The 22,864-nt window shown below is 29.9% G+C and carries 14 protein-coding genes; 2 read left to right on the top strand and 12 right to left on the bottom strand.

The annotated features are described in order from the left end of the window. Positions 1–56: 56 nt before the first annotated feature. Positions 57–5,204, bottom strand: a complete 5,148-nt coding sequence (locus tag AACK87_RS02215; protein ID WP_338973039.1) for an ABC transporter permease — start codon at positions 5,202–5,204, stop codon at positions 57–59. 108 nt (positions 5,205–5,312) lie between these two features. On the opposite strand from AACK87_RS02215, the gene AACK87_RS02210 reads away from it, so the two are divergent. Both AACK87_RS02210 and AACK87_RS02205 read left to right on the top strand, forming a co-directional pair. Beyond that, complete coding sequence (locus tag AACK87_RS02210) at positions 5,313–7,550, top strand: MOLPALP family lipoprotein (protein WP_338973037.1); 2,238 nt, start codon at positions 5,313–5,315, stop codon at positions 7,548–7,550. Between the two features lie 67 nt (positions 7,551–7,617). Beyond that, positions 7,618–9,906, top strand: coding sequence for an MOLPALP family lipoprotein (locus tag AACK87_RS02205; RefSeq protein WP_338973036.1), 2,289 nt, complete (start codon positions 7,618–7,620; stop codon positions 9,904–9,906). A 22-nt stretch (positions 9,907–9,928) separates the two neighbouring features. Here the strand turns inward: AACK87_RS02205 and AACK87_RS02200 are convergent, their stop codons facing one another. The 11 genes from AACK87_RS02200 to AACK87_RS02150 all read right to left on the bottom strand — a co-directional run bounded on the left by AACK87_RS02200 (position 9,929) and on the right by AACK87_RS02150 (position 22,744). Then, a complete protein-coding gene (locus AACK87_RS02200) occupies positions 9,929–10,468 on the bottom strand; it encodes a hypothetical protein (RefSeq protein ID WP_338973034.1) in 540 nt (179 codons plus the stop codon). A 2-nt stretch (positions 10,469–10,470) separates the two neighbouring features. Further along, positions 10,471–11,067, bottom strand: coding sequence for a hypothetical protein (locus AACK87_RS02195; RefSeq protein WP_338973032.1), 597 nt, complete (start codon positions 11,065–11,067; stop codon positions 10,471–10,473). A 14-nt stretch (positions 11,068–11,081) separates the two neighbouring features. Further along, positions 11,082–12,407 (bottom strand): hypothetical protein, encoded by a 1,326-nt coding sequence (locus AACK87_RS02190; protein ID WP_338973030.1) that lies wholly within the window; start codon positions 12,405–12,407, stop codon positions 11,082–11,084. A 64-nt stretch (positions 12,408–12,471) separates the two neighbouring features. Beyond that, positions 12,472–13,776 carry a hypothetical protein gene (locus AACK87_RS02185; RefSeq protein WP_338973028.1) on the bottom strand — a complete coding sequence of 435 codons (1,305 nt, stop codon included), beginning with the start codon at positions 13,774–13,776 and terminating at the stop codon, positions 12,472–12,474. 217 nt (positions 13,777–13,993) lie between these two features. After that, positions 13,994–15,559: a PTS ascorbate transporter subunit IIC gene (locus AACK87_RS02180; protein ID WP_338973026.1), complete on the bottom strand. Its 1,566-nt coding sequence runs from the start codon at positions 15,557–15,559 to the stop codon at positions 13,994–13,996. A gap of 64 nt (positions 15,560–15,623) precedes the next feature. Beyond that, positions 15,624–16,634: an inositol 2-dehydrogenase gene (gene iolG / locus AACK87_RS02175; protein WP_338973024.1), complete on the bottom strand. Its 1,011-nt coding sequence runs from the start codon at positions 16,632–16,634 to the stop codon at positions 15,624–15,626. A gap of 21 nt (positions 16,635–16,655) precedes the next feature. Next, the gene (gene iolE / locus AACK87_RS02170; protein WP_338973023.1) at positions 16,656–17,552 is read right to left on the bottom strand and encodes a myo-inosose-2 dehydratase; all 897 of its coding nucleotides are present in this window, start codon (positions 17,550–17,552) and stop codon (positions 16,656–16,658) included. 22 nt (positions 17,553–17,574) lie between these two features. Next, positions 17,575–19,485: a 3D-(3,5/4)-trihydroxycyclohexane-1,2-dione acylhydrolase (decyclizing) gene (gene iolD / locus AACK87_RS02165; protein ID WP_422397199.1), complete on the bottom strand. Its 1,911-nt coding sequence runs from the start codon at positions 19,483–19,485 to the stop codon at positions 17,575–17,577. Next, positions 19,469–20,446, bottom strand: coding sequence for a 5-dehydro-2-deoxygluconokinase (gene iolC / locus AACK87_RS02160; protein WP_338973020.1), 978 nt, complete (start codon positions 20,444–20,446; stop codon positions 19,469–19,471). Before iolC ends, iolD begins: the two co-directional genes overlap by 17 nt. A 16-nt stretch (positions 20,447–20,462) precedes the next feature. Further along, on the bottom strand, positions 20,463–21,278 hold the full coding sequence (gene iolB, locus AACK87_RS02155; protein WP_338973019.1) for a 5-deoxy-glucuronate isomerase: 816 nt from the start codon (positions 21,276–21,278) through the stop codon (positions 20,463–20,465). Further along, positions 21,278–22,744, bottom strand: a complete 1,467-nt coding sequence (locus tag AACK87_RS02150) for a CoA-acylating methylmalonate-semialdehyde dehydrogenase (RefSeq protein ID WP_338973018.1) — start codon at positions 22,742–22,744, stop codon at positions 21,278–21,280. Before AACK87_RS02150 ends, iolB begins: the two co-directional genes overlap by 1 nt. Between the last annotated feature and the right edge of the window lie 120 nt (positions 22,745–22,864).

The following is a 22,864-nucleotide window of genomic DNA, read 5'->3' as shown; positions in this document are numbered from 1 at the left end:
CTTTTAATAGTATAGATAAAAAAATCCTCAATAGCAATTGAAGATTTTAATTAATATTATTCTGATACTGTGGTTAAAATATGGGGCGAAGTATTAACAACCTTATACATAGCAGCAAAGATACTTAATGAATAAGCACCTCCAATTAGTATAACAGCCAAGAATGGAGCTCACCAAGTTAAGGCAAATGGTATGGCGACGCCTCCAACTTTTGAAATATACTCGATTAATGCTCATAATCCTAAATATGATAACCCTAATCCTATTACAAAACCGATAATACTAAATATAGTTACAGTTCCTATAATATATCGAACTAAACGCATTTTTGAATATCCAAGCGATTTCATTAAAACAATAAAACGACTATTTTTTGAGACTAGTAAGTCACAAATTAGAATTACAAATAGAGATGATGTAATTATAATTATTGAAACTATCAACACTCCAATAAGTGCAGCCATTCCAGAAATTTGGTTTACCAGAGCTTTAGTTTCACTTAGCAAGTTCTGGGTTTCATAGGATGTTGTAATTGGAAAATGATTTGATCCTCCAACAGCAAAATTACCAGTTCTTTCTTTATTATTAAATGAAACATAAGAGGTAATTCCAATAGTTTCATCAACATTACTTAATTTAGTATTTCACCAATAGTTAATTTTTGAATTGAAACCATTTCTAAACTGGTTTGATAAATCTCGATCAACCAAATTTTTTGGATCAACAGTTGAATAGGTTTTTATCCCTTTATAAGAACCTGACTGCTCACCTACTGGATTATAGTCATATGGTGAGAAATAAGTATTTGAAAATCCTGCTAAATTATTAACAACTTCTTGATCTGCGATAATAATGTTATCATTGTAAGAATTCAATTCTCCCACATTAATTATTTCAACTTTATTTAATTGATTATTTTTAATTGAATTAATTCCTCTCGAAACTCCCAAGAAGTAGCCATCACTACCGCTTAGTTGACTTTGCATAAAGTATTTAACTTTATTTAAAAGGTGATTCAACTCTCCTCCTTGAAGATTTTTAACAGGTTTTGTTCAATTACTATCATATGATAAATCATATGGTAAGACTTTGCTTCAAGTAGTTTGGCCATCAGTTTTCTTTCATGCTTTTTTAACTTCATTTGGAACTCTATCACTGCTAATAGCTGATTCTAATCATTGGGCATTTTTATTTACCCCAGCAACATTATTGGTTAATTCTGATGAATCAATTTCATCTTCAGGAAATCACAACTGTAAATTATTATAGTTATAGTAAGGTCTTAAGTGTGAACCAACAATTTGTCCTGCATCGTTGTAGTCTCAGTCAACAAACATAAATGCTCCATCAGCTAATTTTTTATCGTTAATTGATTGATTGTAGGTGAATTTATTGTTATCTAAGGCAAACGGATTTAAAAATCTTGCTGCTTCTTTTTCTTCTTTTGACTGTGATTTTACTAATTCGTTATAGTCCAAATCATCATAGATTCAAGCACCTTTTGGTAAATTTTTATAGCCGTTTTTGCTTAAGTATGTTATTTGAGATTTTTCAGGACTAATATCTGAAATGATTTTATCTTTACTAAAATCTAGATTTGATTCTGCTTGGCGATTGGCAATTACAGGAATTAGGATAGTTTTGTTTTCTTTATTATAGATTTTTATTCCATTTTCCTCAATATCGCCACCTTCATAATTTCCCTCTAAAATTTGAGCAATTTTTTCGTTTGTACTTTTCGAAATCCTAGTGTTACTAAACTCTTTTTTATTCAATAAGTAAGCTTCTTGATTTTGAGGTAATCCAGTTATTTTTATATTACGACTATCTGCAGTTTTAAAATCAATTTTAGTTGCTAGAGTTTCCTTATTTGGTATGAACTGGTCATAAGAATAACCAAAGGCAAATTGGTTTTTGCGACTTTCACTTTGGTTTACATAAGCTTTCACGTATGGAGGCACTGATCCAATAATTGAATTTAGGATTTGGGTTTTTCAATCATCATCTAAATTAGGTTTTTGACCATCATCAGTAATCGAACCCATTACTAAACTTAAAATTGGACCCAATCCCTTAGTCAAGGTGTCACTAAGTTTGCTTAGATTTTCTTCACGTTGTTTGTCGTTTTCTCACGGATTGTTTGTTCCTGGTTGGTTTGTTGTGTGAGTAATTCATGAAAGGAACTGTTCTAACTCACCAACAGAGAATGCTTGACCAATTACATTATAAAAGTTAGTACCAAAAATACTTGAAACGATTGGCACCATATCTTGTAGGTTTTTTACTATATATTCAACTGTTCAATCAACATTAATATCACCATTTGTACCTGAATTTATTAGGTTTGGAACAACCCCAACATTATGAGATGTGGCAGTATAATTATTTCTATCCGCATAATATCCATTCATTCCTCAATTTTTAAATAAATCAGTTTCTTTTCAATCTTTTTCTAAGGCATCATGACCTTCTCAAATATTCAAAGTACTTTTTGAAAACGGCGAGTTACCTACTGGTAAATAAGTTGAGTATTCATTGCTGTACTTAATACTTTTGTAATAAGATTCTTTAAAATTAATGGCAATCGATGGTAATGCTAGCGTTCCACCAATAAAGAATGAGGAAATAAAAATAGTCGAAGCCACCATTCACGTTTGACGCGAACCTGTTGAGGCAATATCAATACTAAATCGTTTTGAAAATGAAGCATTTTTAAATCAAGTATTTTTAATTTTATCAATAATTTTAGATCTCTTTACTTCATCTTTCATTTCTTGTAACTCAACAACACTGCCTTTAGTTAAAGAAGTTGTTTTTAAGTAAGATACTAGGCAAGCTACTCCCCCTAGAATAATGACACTAATCAATAATGGTAATCAATAAAAGTGAACCGAATTATACGGAGCAGAAAAGTAATTGGCGAAAATATTAAATAGCGGGATTTGTAGCAATGAACTCACAAATCAAGCAACTGGAATTGTTGCAATTACCAAGAATCCATAAACAAGGTATGAGAAACCAATTTCAGAAGAACGAACTCCCAAAGCTTTTAAATTTATTATTTGACCCATATTAGATTTGATAGTTTTACTAATACCAATAGCAATCGCAGCAAGTGAAATAGCCGCAATAATCATAGTTGAAGCGATGGTAAAAATATTAAACAATCTGATAACACTTGAATAAAGGGTTCAATTTAAGCTAAAATTTGAATCTTCAAATGAACGAATTGGGTATAGAGAACTGTATCTACCAATTCCTTTATCTGCGTTTTTGATTGGAGAATCTGCATAGCTTTTAATAAAATTATATGACTGCCCCATTCTCTTTGGTTCATTTGATAGTAAAGCACTGTATAAGTTGCTGCGATCCTTTTTAGTTGCTTCATTACCCTTGTTAGTTAAAAAGACTGTGTTGTAATTTGAAATATAGTTTTGAAATCCTTGTGTCCCAATCTGTCCAATTGTTCCTTTAAAACCATAAATTACCACACCATTTTTATTATCAGGAAGTGGAACATCCTTATCGCTCATTGGATAAAACGAATATTTATCAGTGGCAAAACCAGAAATAATAACAGTAGTTCCTCCAATTGAGATTAAATTTCCAATTCTCAAGTTATTTCTTTTGGCATACTGTTGTGATATTGCAACTTCGTTATTTGATCTAGGCATTTTACCTTTAATTATTGTTAAATTAGAGTCAGGCTCTTTTTCATTTATGACCACAGCTCTAAACTTACTCTGACTTTCATTGTCAAAATAGAACAATTCTGTTCTAATATTGGCATCAAAATCAACTATTTCGGCTGTATTTTTTTGGTGCAATAAAAACATAGAACTCTTAATCGGAGCTGAATCTTGAATATAATTTTCAAAATCCCATTGTCTAGGGTAACTATAAAAATTGTGATCAATGTCCATTGCTGCTGTGTTACTTACATCATCCTCGTTAAGACCTGTAATTGTCGAGTGGTCATTTAGTCACCTATGAGAAACAAGCATATTATCTTTAGTAGAAACTACCATTAAGTTCACTTGCCCACGTCTTCCGAATTTAAAAACATCAACTTGTGAAGATAAAAATTGTTTACCCGCTTCAACCTTATTGTCTTCATTAAATGAGGAAATCGATAATTCATTAACTCATAATCCATGTTCAGAAATTAAAAATTCTTTTTTAATTGGAATGCTTTTAGTCTTTTCAATCGTTGTTTGAAAACCTAAAATATATTCGAAGAAAAGTTCGGTTAGATTGACTGCTTGCTCTTTTGTAATAGGTTTTGCCGAAGAAGTTTGAACTAAATCAAAACCTGGATTTTCAATTTTTCAAAGATCATTTACTGCAGTAAAACTAGGAGTTTTACCGCTTAGTGCCAATTCATCTAAAATCTTATTCATGTAGAAATTAGCATAGTCTGAAAAATGAACAAAATTAGTTTTGATTAAGTTTTGAAAAGCATAATTCATATATACTTTCATTCCGTTATCACTTTCAATTTCTTCCAATCATGAACAACCAAATTTTTGCGTATACATTCCAGCTGCTGTATATTTTGTGTAATCCAATGGTTTTTGATTTGGATTACATCCCAAATCTTTAGCATATTCTTCTTTTAAACCAACTAAAGTAGCGTTTAGAAATTTATTATCAAATTTGTAAAAAATATTTTTATTGTTATATTCGGGGGTACCTTTATTTGGATTGAAGTCGTAGTTTAAAATGTCATCAGTAATACCATTGGCATTCGAATAGAAAAGATTATAAACTGCTTCTTGAAAATGTTCACTTTTATAAAATCGAATCAAAAAGTTTTCTTCTTCTGCTTTAACTTTTGGATCTGAACTAAGAAGGAAATTAAAGGCGTTTTCAGATTTTTTTTCTCCAAAACCGTCAACATCATTATTAAAAGTTGAAAAATCTGAATTTATGTAGTCGTTTAAAGGGATTGTTTCATTTGGCCCCTCAGCACTTCTTTTCTGTTGAAATTGATACTGATACTCGTAATCAAATTTGTTTCCTGTATTAACTATCTCATTGTGATTACTTCTAATAATTGAAGTAATACCCATTGAAACAGTCAAAATCATTGTAGACATGAAAGTTAAAACAATAACAATTATGAATTGAACTCTAAATTTGAAGATATTTTTAAAACTTTGCTTAAAAAATAATTTTTTATTTCCTCTACTCGTGTTTTTCATTGCCCATTGAACCCTCTTTTAATCTAAAATATTTTAATATAATAAGCAAAAAAATACAACTATTTAGTGTAATATATTAAAAACACTTAAAAGTGGAGGGTCAAGAAAATGAAAAAATTATTATCAATTTTGGGAGTCACATCAATCGCTTCTAGTTCAGTTATTGTTACAAGTTGTAGCGTACTTACTGGTGAAATTAATAAAAATACATCAAAATTTACTTTAGCACAAGTGACAAAATTTGTTAGCCAATCTTATGTATTAAGTGATGCGGAAAATATAAATATTAATGATAGCTTGGATTATTATGCTAATCAAAAAATCAATACATTAATGCCTAACCTGAATGCCAATAATAACTCATTAATGAAAACTCTTTTTAAAAATACCTTTAACAGCAACAATCCCAACCCGGAATTTTTCTCAAATTTAAACGCAAATGGGTTAAATTTGAGTGGTTCAAGATCATTTACAGATGATACTTTTAATCAAATTAGTTCAATTTTAAATGTTCTGGTGTTGGCAATTAAAAATGGTTTTGGAATCAAAGAAGCCACAGTTATTGAAGGGTTATTAAAAAGTGAAGCTATTAGAGGTGTTTTAACTCCAGAATTAATTGAGACAATTAGTAAATTTTTGAATGCTGAAACCTTGAGTAAATTAGAGTGAGCTTTTGATTTTGATGACTTAGTTGGGAAAACTAATCAACAAGCAATTGACTACTCAGTTAATTCACTAACAATCGGATTAGCGCAATTATTGGGTCAAGACACTTTAATAGAACCTGATTCAAATGAAAAATTAACTTTATTTACACCTTTCCCGGAAACTGGTTCAAAAAACACCGGAGATGCAACTTATGTTATGGAAAAAATAATTGGTGGCATAATTTCTGGGGAAACAAAAATTGAAGTTGATATGAACAATATTGTACCTGCAATTTCTTACATAATTAAAAGTTTAATTATTATGGTTAAATATATCGCTGCTTTTGAAGAATATGATAATACAGTTAATGTTGGAGCTCAATCTCACTTAAATCTTTTTGGAAATGAAATTAGCGATTTAACAATTGTTAATGATGTTCGTGGTAAAAACTTTGATACAAACAGTACAATAAATTTCAGATATCTTCTTGATATACTTCATGATGTTTTCGATGATAATTCAACTAACTTAAATGGATTTGGATTTCAAAAATTACTGACAATGTTGTTTAAAGTTGATAATTTAGATAGACATGAATATTCACTAATTGGGAATTCCATCGTTAATAAAGGTTATTCTCAACTAATTGTTGGTATTGGAAAGGGTTTAAAATACATTGAAGGAATACCAAGCATCATTAAAGGAGCAATTCATAATTTAATTTACAAAATAGTAATCGCCACAACAAATGGAGCAGAATTTGGTTTCAATCAAATTACTTTAAATTTGATCAAAGCCGCTGCACCAGATATTCATGAAACCCTAACAAATCCAGAAATCGTTAAAAAAATGAATAACATTTTTAACGAACTTTACTCAGGAACAATAATCAAAGATTTATTAAGCCTATTTGCCGACTCAATGGACAGCAATGTTCTAGATGGCATAAAAAATTTAAATCAAATATTTAAAACTCCTTTGAAGAAGCTTTTGAGTCTATTTGGCTTAGAACTACCTTTGGTATTAGAATCTCTAATAAATATTTCTTTGAGAGATGCTGTAATTGCTTTTAGAAAAAATTATGAAGGTTTAGATAAAGTTGAGATTAACCTAAATGATATCAAGAAAATTTTTACAGTTCTAGGTCAAGAGGATTATGCCTATAACGCCCTAGGAGAGGTGCAATTCAACAACCAAAAACAAAGTGGTATTACGCTAATTTTAAATCTATTAGTCAATCCCGGATGATATGTTCAAAAAGATGGCAAAAAGATGGACATTAGTTTATTTCTTGGGTTTGATAAGCAAAACCAGACACTTATTGATAATTCCCTTTTTGGTAGCTTGCATAATATTTTAGATGATAAATCAGGTAATGGCGACTATTCGGGACTATTTTTTAGAAAAACATTAACTGGAATAATTGAAATTCTAAATTTTGTAAGTTATGAAATGATGGATGTTTATAAAAAAGTCTTTACCCCCTATTTAGACTCGGGTAATTTTAAACAATTCAACCTAATTTCTTTGAATTCTGAAACAGATCAAGAGATTATTGAATATGATATTGAGTATACTTCACCTGTTACTAAAAAAGTCCACCTATATCACTTTGCCTTTAAGACACACGAAATTAAAGACGAAAAATATAATATTTCTAAATTTTGGGAAATGATTGGAATGAAAAATAAACACTAATATGTTATTTTTTTAATAGTTTATAAAAATTAAGTGCTATAATAATTTAATAAGGGGTAGAATTTTAATGAAGAAATTATTGTCAATTTTAGGAACGCTAGCAATTGTAACAAGTACTTCAACTTCAGTAATTGCATGTCAAGCTTTTTCAAAGGTTAGTAAGGTTAGTAAGGAAGTAAAATCATTAGCAGAAGTTTTTAGCTACTATGGTCGCGCATTAATATTAAATCAAGAAGAAGATATTAATCTTGACTACACAATGGGTAAATATAAATCTTCAAAGGCTGGAGATTTATTAAAAAACTACAATGGTAATAAAAGTACAAACTTCTCACAAGTCCTAAATTCAACATTCGGAAAAAATACAAACTTTAATAATTTTATAAATGAAACCAATGAAAATAATAATGTTCAAAATATAAAAGGTAAAACACCTCAAAGTGCTTTTGCTAATACAATTAGTGGCTTAATGAGTACTATTTTAGTTGTTTTTGGTGGTGGTTTTAATCAAAAAACCGCTAGCACACTTACCACGATTTTAACAAGCGATGCTATAGGCGGGATTTTAAATGAATCAATGTACCAGAATTTTAGTAAAATTATGACAGCAAATAACATAAATGCCATTGGTGAAATTTTTGATTTTAAAGCTTTAGAGGGTCAAAATCAACAATTTGCCATTAACTACTCTATTAATCAAATTACTCTAGCTCTAGCTAAAATGACTAATACAAGCATAATGTTAGATGGCGGTCAAGAACTCACTTCCACAACACCGATCAAAATAAAAGGTTCAAATGCAACAAATATTTTAACAAATATTTTTGACGGAATAATTAGAGGATCAAAAAAAGTTAGTATTTCAGATGGTGATTTAATTTATGTAATTTCAAAATTAGTAAATGCTATTCTGGTTATTTTAAAACACTTGGAATCATATTATCAATACTGCAATCTAAATGTAGAAAATATAACAGATTCAGACCACATTTTTAGTGCCAAAGATAAAAATTTGATAATTTTGAAAAAAGTTAGAAGTAGTGATTTTGACGCTAGCGGAATTTTGGATTTGGAAAAGATAACCAAAGTAATTAAGAGCTTCTTTCCCGATCCTGAAAAAGATGTCAATGGTTATGGGATTCAAAGATTATTCTCGATTTTATTTCAAGTCGAAAATAAGCAGGAATATAAATTAACCACTTTAAATGCCCTGTTTAAAAGGCAAGCTCGAGTGGACGGTTTTGTACCAATTACAAACGCCCTATCTAGTTCAGTCGCAAAATTTGCAGCATCTAAATCTACAGTAATAGTTGAAAATCCTGTTGACAGGATTGTTACTTATGTATTTGATGCACTTGGATCGCAATCACAGATTACAATAAATTCAGGAGTTGTAGCAATTATCAATAGCTCAGCACCGGGAATGGGAGATATTGCTGCCAAAAATCTTAAATTTGTTTTTGAAAATCTTTGATCAGGAAATTTATTGGAAATGGTTTTGCAATTACTAAAAATAGAGTTGCCCCCGGAAAGCAAAGCTAATTTTGCAAATCTTAGATCTTTATTAAATAACAAAATTTCACAAATTGCAACAGTTTTTAACTTTAATTTACCAAAAGAATTAATTAGCATCGAACAGATGAAAATAACTGACCTTTTTGCGAAAGTAGCAAATAACTATGACACTGAAGGAAAAAAATATTTTAATACTTTAAATGTTTTAAAAATCAAGGATTTAATCGAAACTTTAAAAGAAGAATACTTGATTTACAACGCCTTGGATGAAAGAATTGATGATAAAGGTCAAAAAAGTAATAGTTTTAAAATCCAAACCCTACCCGCTTTAATTAAATTAAACATGAATAAAGGTTGGTATCTAAAAAGTGTTTCAAATCCTGGTTCTAAGATATCGATCCCTGAACTATTAGGAATGCCAAATTTGGAGAATGAAAACTTTAAAAAGGGGTCGTTTTACGAAGGACTTGAAAACTTGTTGTCAGACGATAAATCTAAAAATGAATATAGCGGAACAACCTTAAAAAATACTGTTCAAGGTTTACAAAAAATGTTTATTTATTCAAATGAATATTCAGCAATTTTGGAAAGAGAGCACTATCTACCAATATTATTTTCTAAATCATTTAAAATAACTGAAATTAGTGAAATGAATTACATTGTTGGTCAGAAACCAGAAATTGAATTGGTTTTAAGATACTCTAAATCTGATGATAATTCTAAAGGATTGGCTCCAAAGCAATATGTTTATTATAAATTTGGATTTATTCAAAAAGATGCACTAACCGAATCAATTGAAAATTCTTCATTTTGAACAATTAAAAGTATTTATAAACAATAAAAGTACTCATAGAGTACTTTTTTTACTGTCTTAAATCAGCATGAAAACTATCTTTTAAATTTGCTATATAACTAACCTTAACTTCCCTATTCATAGTTTCGCTTACTTTTATCTTAAAGATTAAATTCTTATGTTGAAAATCAAATTCAACCTTAACAATATCTTTAATTTCAATTATCTCCGAAACTAAAATTAATCAATTTGCAGTCTTTACAATCTCAAGCGAATTGCCCTTTTTAGAAATCAAAATAATCTCTCAAATCATAATGATAACATAACCTAGGAAAATAAACTGAAATAAATAGCTGAAAATCATTGTTTTACTTCTCAAAAATAGTACTGAAAAAACTGTGATTAAAATTAATAGCAATACCATGATGACCGGCACTATTATTAGAACCATCCTTTTTAAATTAACATTGACGAAATATTCATTTTCATTTTTAAGTTTTCTCACTTGTAATAATCTCATATATAAATTAACTCAAAAAAACAAAAATACTAAAGAAATTAGTATTGAAAGTATTAAACCACTCAAGGCAAACAATTGATTTTGATCCAAGATTAATCCTCCTTAGATATTTTTTTCAAAAAGTAATAAAGTTGCATATTTTCAGTTACGATTTTATAATCTGTTTTCTCAGTCAATAAAAATATTCCAATTTGATAATTTGAATTTACATTAAAAACCATTGGTTTAACTTCTTTAATATCTTGAATTGGTAGTTGTAAAAAGCCATCCTCATTTTGTAGCAGCATTCTAAAGTTTGAAAGTATTAACTCTCCTTGAAAATCAAAATTCTTATACTTGTTATTCTTTAAAGAATAATTTTCTTTCATTGTTTGTTTTTCCAAAAAAAACTCAGCTTTAATATAAAAATCTTCATCTTCCCTTTTTTTAACACTTTTTTTAAAGCCACAAACATTCTCTGTTTGAAATAATAAATCCTCATTTTTTGGCAACGGGTATTTACAACTATAACTGTTTTTAGAGGTTAAAAATTCTTTTTCTGCATCTTTTAGGAGAATTATCATTTGCTCATTTACAGTCTTAAATTTTTTATGTTTTTTTTGGTATCTTAAAGCTAAAACTCCTGTGATAACCAAGGCAAAAACATATAAAACGATTAATACTGTTAAGGTTATTCATTTAAACGACATTTACAAGTCCCCTCTTAGAAAAAATTACTCCCCTTTTGAAAACCAGCGAAGAATTTCATTTTAATAAACTCCTGACCAGGCTTTGGATTCTCAAATCTAAATTTATTTAATGCACTATATAGTATTTTGTCCTCATGAGATAGCTTTGATCACATTTTTTGAGAAATTAGTATATTGTCAGTAAGAATTAGAGCATTGTTGGTAACTCAACTTTCTAAATTATTCAACTTATCTTCGTTAATTTCTTTTCATTCTTGAAAATAACTTTCAATTTTGCTTGATCTTTTTAAATACATAAATTGGACAATCGAGCTTTTCTTAACCTGAAATAAACTAATTAAGGCGATATCCTCATTTATTAAGGGGTTATTTACTGAATTAATAACTGTGTAACTTTTTGGAGTAACTTGGAAATAAATCAGGTCCCTGACTACAAAATTATCTTGTTTCTTTAGCTCAAAACTTTGGAAATTGAATTCTTTAAAATCATTATTTTTAATAGCTTCTTTTAATTTTTCAAACATATTTCTGATTGCCAAGATTGAATTAATGGTTCTTCTTAATTTGAATACCATCATCGCTTGATAACCCTCTTTTGAAACATTTAAATAGTTATCAATAAATTCCTCATAAATTGTCTGATAAAAATTTTCAAGACGACTTTTTTTGTATGCTAGATTTCTGTAATTAAACATCGCAATTGATAACTGGCTTGAATTAAGATCTAGTTTAAGACTTTCCAATGATGTTAAATTATCATGCTCTTCACAAAACCCAAAGAAACTAAACATCTCAGACTCAACTGGTTGAAAGAAATTTTCTCCCATAGTAAATCTTGTATCTAAAATATTTTTTTTAACCACTGAAAGATAGTTATTTTTTATATTGCTAAAATCGTATAAGAAATTTTCAATAGCTTTTTTATCACAATCTGGGAATGAACATTTAGATTCTTGAATATTTTTTTCAATAATTTTATTTAAATTTACACTAGCATCACTTAGATATTTTTTATAAGTCTCTTCAGAATCAAGACTCTCTACTAAAGAGACAAATTCAAATCCTTTTTGTCTCTTCATCTTTTTCTTACAGCAATCCTTAAATTTTTTATCACTAAGGCAAATACATTTTTCATTATCTAAATATTTTCAAAATCCATAACCATAATCTTCTAAAAAGTTAATGTTGTCGTTATCTAAAAAATAATTGCCCATGATTGCTTCAACAAAGCTACTTTTATCCGAATCTTTCATTTTATTATCATTGATTTCACTAAATAATTTTTCTCTATCAATGTCTTGTAGTAAATCATTTTCGTTTATATCTTTTTTATTACTCATATAGTTTTCAACTTTCTATTAATTAAGAAAGGCGAAATTAATCGCCTTTAAATTTGCTAAAATTTTAATCAAAGAATTTTGAGTCAAATACAAAATCCTTTTCCTCTTCAACAATTGGTGAAGAATTTTTATTTTTATTTTTATTTGCAAATAATAATTCGGTTTCATTCACCTTATAATTAATTCCAAGTTTTGTTGATAATTTATTTTGGGCAAATCAATCACCCTTAATTTCTTGATTAACAATAGCGTTATTTAAAACTTCACCCTTACCTCTTGGACTGAAAAGTGCTTGCTTTTCTAGCAACCTGTCTTGGCGATGACTTAAGAACTTGTAATTCATCAGTAATTGAATTGATTTTTCATCAAAATCAACATCAACGATTGCTTCTTCTAATAGTTTTTGCTCATATTTTTCAGCTCTCAATTTTCGTTCGCTTAAAGGGATTTCTCCATTAAATATTTTAGCATATTTAACAAAGTCTATAGCATGGGCTGCATTATTGTCTAATAAGATTTTCTGAATTTCATAACCATTATTAATAGTTCTAGTTGAGTAAAGTCATTGTAAATCAACCAAGAAGAATTCATAAACCATTTCAAAAAAATGCATTTTAAATTCAGGATAATCTATAAACAATTGGAAAGAATTTAATCAGCTGCTAATGTTTTTATGATTTAAGTAAAACTCAGGATTATCAGCATAGTTTAAAATATCACCATCATCGATATTGTAAACTAATCTGGCTAATTTGCCAATAAATTTATTATCATATGTGAACGTTGCTCTAATTAACTTTAAGAATTCTAAATGTTGATCTCTTAAAATTTTAGAAACTGGTTGTTCTTTTAATTTAAAGTATTTTTTTCTAAATTGAGCCACGGCATTGATACCGGCTCCAGCAAGGATTTCTTTTTTTGTTAAATTAGTCTTAATAAATTTTGAATAGTGACTTCCAAAAACTATTTGTTTTTCCTTTTTAAATGTTAGTGGTTCTAAGATTATAACCGGGAAAATGTAAGGTCAATAAACCTTGATCTTAAACATGAATTCTGTTGATTCAATTGGCTTCATACCATCAGATTTCAATTGAATATTAAATTGTTCCATTTCAGTGTCATCCAAAGTAATTAAACAATCAATTTCCAAATCCATATTCTTAGTTATCTTAGAAAATTTTGGGTAAAATCTTTCAAAAGAAATGGTGTAACTATATCAAGCACCGTTTACAATATCTAGTAGTTGTGAAACAACATCCTTTTTGTCTTTTTTAGCTGTTGCATTGGCCAACTGACCATTTTGATTAAATTTTAATTCTTTTATACCAGGAGTTATGAAATTCCTTGCAATTATTTTATTTATTAACATTTTGTCACCTCATAATATCTTTGATAATTATACCAAAATAACGATAAAAAGTCCATTTTCCAAACTTGCTATTTGACAAGAATAACACCTTAAACAAAATAAGTAAATAAAATTAAAACCAAATTATTCAATTTTGAGGCTTCTTTTCTATTTGATGATTATCTTAAGAAATTACAAAAATTTTTCACAAAAAGTGAAAGATTTTTTGAGTTAATAACTATCTCTTAATTTTTTTTAACTCCTGCAGTTTTTTCTTTTCATCTCTGAGAAGTTTTCTTTCATTTAGGAATTTAGTTTTTTCCTCTAAACGTTCTTCTTTGATTTTTAAGTATTTATCTGGGTTGATCTTACGATCTTTGACTTCATGAATAACTCCATCAACCACCAAATATATTAGAACAATAAAGGCTAATACCAAAACAATTCATTTTGCGGGGGCTCATTGCAAAAACGAACCAATTGTTGCAAATATTGTATGATCGGTTTCAGCAAATAATAGCGCATTTCCTTCTTGGAAATTGAAATTAAAACTTGATTGCATTGCTAAAAACATAACTGGAACAAAAGTTGTTATCAAACCATTAGTAAAGGATCCTAAAATAGCTCCAGTTATTCCCCCATTTACATTAGCAAACGTGGCTGCTGTCCCACCTGTAAAAAAGTGGTGCACGATTCCTGGAATAATTACCGCACTTATAACAGCGGGAGCGGCACTATTTAGTCCAACTGATATTCCAAATCCAACAATGCCCCCGACTAAACTGCTTAGAAAGCCGATCAAAACTGCTGTGGGGGCGTAATTAAACACTACTGGACAATCAACTGCCATACGAGCTCCTGGAATAAATCTTTTACTAATTCCTTCCAGAGCCGGCATTAACTCCCCTATCATTAATCGAATTCCAAACATTAATACTTCTAATCCAGCTGTAAATTTTAGGGATAAGATGAATACTAACGCTATTGGTGATTCTCCTTTTTGTAAAATTCCAATACTTTCCATGACTGCACGGCCCTGAGTGGCTCATAGAGAAAAGTAAATTATTGAGAACAAAATAAACATCGTTATGGTGACCGAAACAGCTGAATGTTTAAAAACAGAAAGCCATTTTGGAAAATTAATATTTTCTGTTGATTTAACATTTCCTTTTTTGATTTTTCCAACCCAATTACCAATTTGACCAGCAATTGCAAAACCAAGCGAGTTACTATGTCCAATAAAAATTTTATCTGACTTAGTTAAGAATTGCATTTGTTTGCTTGTCATCGCTGGGGTTAATAACATATAAAGGGAAATAATAACTGAACCAACAATTATGTAATATCACCAGTCTGTGGAAATACTAATATTAGCTACCTTAAATAAAAACGCTAAGGCAACACAAGAATACAAAGCATGATGACCTGTTAAAAAGATATATTTAAATTTTGTTACTCTAGCCAGGATAACATTTAAAATGATCGAAATCAATAACATAAATGATGCCATTGTCGCTACATCAGCTACTGTGGCTAAAATACTAATTGCTAGAGGATCAGAGTTTGGTAAAACCCCTTCTATCCCAAATAGCGCTTTAAAACCCGAAGAAAATTTTACCAGAACTTCGGATATAAAACCTCCACCTGCTTGTAGAATCAAAAATCCAAGAGCAGCTGTTAGAGTTGATACAATCGATTTTGTAAAAGATTTTCTTTGCAACAGATTTCCCAATAAGGCAAAAATACCTATTAAAATTGCAGGAAACCCAAAGAAGTCCTTTAGAAACGAAGTAAATTCACTCATATAACTCCTTTACGCCGAGACGAATAAAAGTTAGTTGTGTGATAACCAACTAACTTGAAAAATATTAATCTACATTCTCAACTATTTCTGGTTTACCACTAATTAGTGATGCTTTTGCAGCTTTAGCAATTTTTTGTGCCTTAATTCCATCTAAGAAATTAGGACAAGTTTCTTTATTGTTACTTACAGCTTCAAAAAATAATTTTGTTTCTAGGATATAAGCTTCTTTGTAACGTTCCAAGAAGAATCATTGAGGCTTGGCTGACATAACACTATCGCTATTGGCGATACAAATGTTATCTTGTAAATTATTTTTAACATTTACTTTACCTAAGTTACCAAAAGCTTCAAGTCTTTGGTCATAACCATATACTGCTTGACGACTATTATCAATTGAACCAATTGCTTTATTTTTAAGTTTCAGCGAAATTAGTGCTGTATCAATGTCATCCACTTTGGCAATGTCGGGATTAACCAGAGCAGCTCCATTTACATAAACCTCTTCAACATCAGAGCTTGAGATAAATCTTATCATATCAAAGTCATGAATTGACATGTCCATAAAAATTCCCCCAGATTTTTTAACATAATCTAAATTTGGGGGTTCAGGGTCACGTGAAGTAATGTTCAAAATATGTAGTTCCCCAATTTTGTTATCCAAAATTGCTTTTTTTGCATCCATAAAGTTTTTATCAAATCTTCTATTAAAACCAATTTGAAATTTTACATTAGCTTTTTCAACAGCTTCATAAGCTGACAATGTTTCCTCTTCTGAAAAACTAATCGGTTTTTCACAGAAAATATTTTTACCAGCGTTAGCAGCTTTAATGATGATCTCTGAATGGGTTGTGGTTGGTGTACATACAAAAACCACATTAACTTCTTTATCATTTAGAATTTCTTCATAGTCTTTAACAACTTTAACGTTAGGATAATCTTTTAGATAATCATTTAAATCAGTTGCAAAAGCATCAAAAACATATCTTATTTCGACTCCTTGATAATTAATTATATTATCAAAATGAAGTTTTCCAATTCGGCCTAAGCCAATGATTCCTACAATATTTTTGTTCATTTTAATTCCTCCTCTTGAAAATTAAATATCACAATTTTCTTTCATATATTTTCTAGCTATAAGCGCATACGTAAAGGGATTGGCAACGGCTGGATCTTGTTCTGCTTCTACCACTATTCAACCGCGATAATTAGCAGCCTTAACTTTTTCCACAAATGGTTTGTAATCAAAGATTCCATCTCCTGGAACAGTGAAAACACCAATCTTTACTGATTCTAAAAAGCTCAGTTTTTTCTCCACTGTCAGAGCTAATTTATCTGAACGAATGTCTTTAAAATGCATATGTTTGATTCGATGTGAGTACTTATCAAATATTTCAAAGGGATTTTCTCCCGAGTAAAGCAAGTGTCCTGTGTCCAATAGTAGTTTAACTTTATCCTCATTGGTTTCACGCATCAAGCGATCAATTTCACTTGTTGTTTGCACTCCTGTACCCATATGATGGTGATAAACTATTTCCATATTTTTTTCATGAGCTAAATCACCTAAAAGTTCAAGTCCTGTTGTCAATAATTTTCAATCATTTTCTGAAAAAATTGGCTTATCGTTAAAAATTGCTTTGGTGAAATCTCCTTGAATACTATGGCCTTGCTCAGACACAACAATAACTTTAGCACCCAATTGATGTAAGTGGTCTCGGTGGTTAATGAAGTCCATCTTCACCTCTTCAAACGTTTTGGTTGTTAAAAAGGCACTAAACCAGGCACTAGCAACCTTCAGGTTTCTTTGTTCTAAAAATCTTTTTAAAACTTCAGGATCTTTTGGGTATTTATTTCCTATTTCAGTTCCTTGAAAACCTGATAAAGCCATTTCACTGATGCATTGTTCAAAAGTATTTTCCGCTCCTAACTCAGGCATGTCATCATTGGTTCATGCGATTGGAGCAATAGCTAATTTAATTTCGTAGTTATTTAACATAAAATAACCTCTACTTTCCTTACTAATATTTACGGATTTTTTCTAGTTCTTCATTAATTTTTTTATTAGCTAAACTAACATCCTTATTGTTACTAGTCTCAGGGACTCCAACATGTCATCATCCCCCATAATTTTTGGTCATTGTTTTGGGAAGTACTTTAATTTCTATCAATGTTGATTTGCAACTATTCAAAGCTTGATTGATAACGGTTTCTAGATTATCAATTTTGTTAACTTTAAAAGTTTCAAGTCCGTATCCTTTTCCAATTGTTGAATAATCTATATTCATTATTTGATTTTCAAAATTGATAAATTCGGTACAAAAACTTTTACCACCAATATCCATTTGTAAATTATTTATACATCCAAAACCAGAGTTATCAAATAGCAAAATATTTATCTTGTAGTTATATTGTAAAGCTGTCACCAATTCAGTATGCAGCATCAAAAAACTACCATCACCAACAAAAGCGAAAATTTCTTTATCTGGATTAGCAATCTTAACCCCAAGGGCTGCAGCTATTTCATAGCCCATGCAAGAATAACCATACTCCATGTGATATCCGTTTTTCATTTTTGTTTCAAATAATCTTTGTAAATCTCCAGGTAAACTACCGGCCGCACCAACAACAATACTATTGTCAGGGAGTAACTTGTTCAATTTAACTATCACTTGTGCCTGAGATAACATAGTTGATAAACTATTTGAATAATCCTTCATTTTAACTTCGTCAAAATGATTTTCAATTTGAATCAGTTCTTGAAAATTTTCTTTTAAATTTTCAATTCTTTCTATTTCTTGAGCCCAATTAGCTCTTCATTTATAGATTTGATCATCATATTGACTTTTATAATTCGGAATTTTGTTTAGCAATTTTTCTAGGGTTATTTTAATATCGCCAACTACGCTAAAACCATCTATTTTCATGGATTGAAATCTGTTGATATTCACATTAACTACTTCAACATTCGTGTTGGAAAATGACTTTTTGGAGTTAGTTGTAAAGTCAGTTAGTCGCGTTCCTAAATTTATGACTAAGTCTGCTTTGTGAATTGCTTCATTGGCGATTTGGTTACCAGTCACCCCAACTCCCCCTAAGATATTTAAAAAATTATAGGGGACGGCGGATTTACCCGCTTGGGTTTCAACAATAGGGATATTAAATTTTTCACTAATTTGCATAACAATTTCACTGGCGTCAGAATACTTAACTCCCCCACCAACAGTAATTACAGGTCTTTGTGATTTCTGTACTATTTGTGCAAATTTATTTATTTCAAAATCATCAGGAATCACACGTTTCATATAGTGAACTCGTTTTTTGAAAAAACTTTCTTCAAATTCAAAATATTTGTTACTCACATCTTGGGGTAAGCAAATAGTTGCTGGTCCTTGAGATTTTGGATCTGTGAGAACTTCAAAAGCTCTAATTAAAGCCGACATTAATTGTTGAGGTTGATAGATTCTATCAAAATATCTTGACACCGGTTTTAAACAATCATTAACCGTGATCAAATTACTTTGTTCAACTTCAATTTGTTGTAGTACAGGATCTGGTTGTCTAGATGAAAATGTTTCACCAACAAATAATAAAACCGGAAGATTATTTACAAAAGCTGTTGCCGCAGCTGTTATTAGATTTGTTGATCCTGGTCCAATTGAAGTTGTCACAGCAAATATTTTTCGACGTAAATTTTCCTTGGCAAAAGCAATTGCAGCATTTGCCATTCCTTGTTCATTTTTTCCTTGAATTACTTTTAAAGAATGATTTGATTCTTCCATAGCAATTCCTAAACCTAAAACATTACCGTGACCAAAAATGTTAAAAACCCCTTCAACAAATTTGGTTTCTACCCCATCAAATAAAAGATATTGGTTATCGATGAATTTAATAATCGCTTGTCCTACTGTTAATTTAACTAACTTCATTAATTTCACCTTCATTCAAAATCATAAATTCCTTAATAGCTTTTAAATCTGGTAATGCATCTGATGAACTATGAGAGCCAACAACAATGGATGCTGCAGCACTACCCATTAATAAAGATTTTTTGATTGTTTCATTTTTGATATAACCATAAATAAAACCTGATGCAAAAGAATCTCCCGCTCCAAACGTCTTCAATATCTTGGTTTTAAAAACTCCAGCTTGAACAATTGTGCCATCTTTTAGAAAGGCTTTTGATCCTTGCTCTCCGTGTTTAATTACAACTAAATGAGAATTTTGATTTAAATAATTTTCAGCAATCTGTAAATCTGTTAATTTATTTTTTGAAAATATTTTGTCAAATTCATCTCTAGTGCCAATAATTATTTGCGATCTATTAGCAACTAAATTATAGTAAATTGAAGTTTCAATATCATTTTTTCAACTATATGGTCGATAATCTAATTCAAAAATAACCTGAATAAAATTTGTTTCACAAATTTCTAAGAGTTTTAAGGCAGTTTCTCTTGAGGGACTACTACTTAATGAGGTGCCAGAAATTAAAACTATCCCAGCGCTTTTGATAAAATCCTCATCCAATTCACTGGGTTTAATAAATAAATCAGCAACCTTTTGACGATACATCATTATACTACATTCTTGAGGACTTAAAATTTCTGTAAAAGTTAAACCACTCTTATGATTATCACGATCTCAAACAACACCGCTTGTGTTTACGTTTTTTTCCATTAAATAATTATTAATAAAGCGACCGTGTTGATCACTTGAGAGCTTTCCAATAAAACCAGTTCTCAATCCTAAATTAGCACATCCAATGGCAATATTTGCAGGTGATCCCCCCACATATTTAGCGAAAGTTTTTGTTTCTTCCATGGGTACATTAACTTCTATTGAATTTAAATCTATACAAGCTCTACCAAAAGTTATTATATCTAACTCACTCATATTTAACCTCTTAATTCTATTTTGAAATAATTCATTCATGGTCAGGGTCATTTGTAAAATTTCATTTTTTAATTGGTCCTGCCATAATATTTAGATAGTAAGAATTGTATCCTGGTGGGACAGAAACTGGGTGATAACCACTCTTTACAAGAACGACATCCCCATCTTTAACCACAAAAGTATTGTCATTTTTACCATTATCATAAATTCTTTGCAACACAAATCCGCTCTTAGAACTTATTTTATGAAAATAGGTTTCTTCTAAAATATTTTCTTGATTTTCGATAAAGGTATCGTGTTTATGGGGTGGGTAACTACTTCAATTTCCGTGATCTGTATAAACTTCAACAACTATTAGGCTACTTGAAACTTCACTTTGATCATCTAAAATATTAAAAACTGTTCTATAATTACCATGTTTCCCTCTTTTTTCAATTCTGACGCTACTAGATTTTATTAATACTGTTTCAAGACTTTTAATTGCCTTAGCAATTGCTATTAAAAATTCACAATCGCTTTTCGAATCAAAATTTAATTCATCATTATCTCCGGCATACAAACTATCACTTGGAATTTTTGTAAAAACCCCTTTTGCTCGTGATAAGGAAAATACTTTATTAGCTTTTGAACTTCTGATTTTCAATTGCCCTTCTAAAATAACTACGCAAACTTCATTACTGTAGTTTGAAAAAGATCATTTTTGTCCCTTTCTCATCTTGATGACTTTAAACTCAATATATTTTAAATTTGAATTTTCCATATCTATGTTATGTAATTCTAAAAAACTTGACTCAGATTGATTCGGTTTCCTGTGAATTAAATTTTTTTTCATTATTTGGCTTTACCAATATTCAAAAGTGCTGTGACAACTTTTCTTCTGGTATAGAAAGCTACCCCATCTTTACCATTTGTGTGCGAAGTTCCAAAGAATGAATCTTTTCATCCAGAAAACGGGAAACTAGCAATCGGTGCAGGAACTCCTAAATTGATTCCAAGCATACCAGCATCAATATTTTCACGAAAAGTTCTAATTGAAGCAGCATTATTTGTAAATAAGCAAGCACCATTACCGAAATCTGATTCATTTGTGATTGCAATGGCCTCTTGTAAATTATCAACTCTAACAATAGATAGTAACGGACCAAATATTTCTTCTTTTCAAATACTCATTTCACTTGTGACTTCATCAAAAATAGTTGCCCCAATGAAGTATCCACTATCATCCATAACTTCTCTACCATCCAAGATCAGTTTCGCTTTTTGAGCAATTCCTTCTTCGATATATTTCAAAATATTGTTCAAACTTTGCTCACTAATTATAGGACCCAAAGTTGTATCCTTTACCAAACCATCTCCGATTTTAAGCATCTTAGCTTTGGTAACTAATTTTTGACAAAATTCATCAGCAACTTGATTTTCAATAACTACAACCGAACAAGCCATACATCTTTGACCCGCAGAACCAAATGCTGATTTAAGAATTTGATCAACAGCATGGTCTATATTAGCATCTTTTAAAATAATAGAATGATTTTTAGCTCCTGTTAAAGCTTGCACTCTTTTAAAATTTTCAGATCCTTTTTGATAAATGTATTGTCCAACTCTTTTACTTCCAACAAAAGAAATACCTTTAATATTTTTATTTTCAATGATTGCATCCACAGCTTCTTTGCCACCATTTAGAATACTTAAAACTCCCTCAGGTAAACCAGCTTTAGTAAATAGTCGAGCCAACTCTAAACTAAGTTGTGGAGTTTTCTCAGAAGGTTTTAATACAAAACAATTACCTAAAGCTATTGCTAGTGGAAACATCCAGCAAGGGACCATCATTGGGAAATTGAAAGGACAAATACCCGCTACTATCCCTATTGGGTAATTATAGCTAGTAGCCTCAACTCCCGTCGCAATATTTCCTAACGAATCCCCCATTGCTAAATTCATTGTAGTAACTGCGTGTTGTATGCTTTCAATTCCTCTTTGAACTTCACCCAATGACTCAAAAATTGGTTTGCCATTTTCAATAGTTATTATTTCAGCTAGTTCTTGCTTACTTTTTCTAACTAGTTCTAAAAAATTTAAAACTACTTCAACTCTTTTCGGGGTTGAATAGTTACTTCAAACTTTAAAACCTTTTTTTGCAAAAGAAATAATTTCTTCTATATCATCTTTATCAGATAAGATAACTTTTCCAATAATTTTTTTATTGGCAGGATTAATCAAATCTAAATATTTATTATCCTTATTATTTTTTACTAAATTACCATTAATATAATTATCAACAATGGTAAAATCCTTCATAGAAAACCTCGATTCAATCAATAAATAACTTTACTAATCTTATTTCTTCTAATCTGAAATCTTTAGAAGAATCTTTTAAATAACAACATTAGGTTGATATTCATACCGGATTCATCCTTA

The sequence above is a fragment of the Spiroplasma endosymbiont of Panorpa germanica genome, assembly GCF_964019765.1.
Taxonomy (GTDB): domain Bacteria; phylum Bacillota_I; class Bacilli_A; order Mycoplasmatales; family Mycoplasmataceae; genus Spiroplasma_B.
Note: the sequence above shows the minus strand (reverse complement) of the source record. Positions and strands in the feature narration are given on the sequence as shown.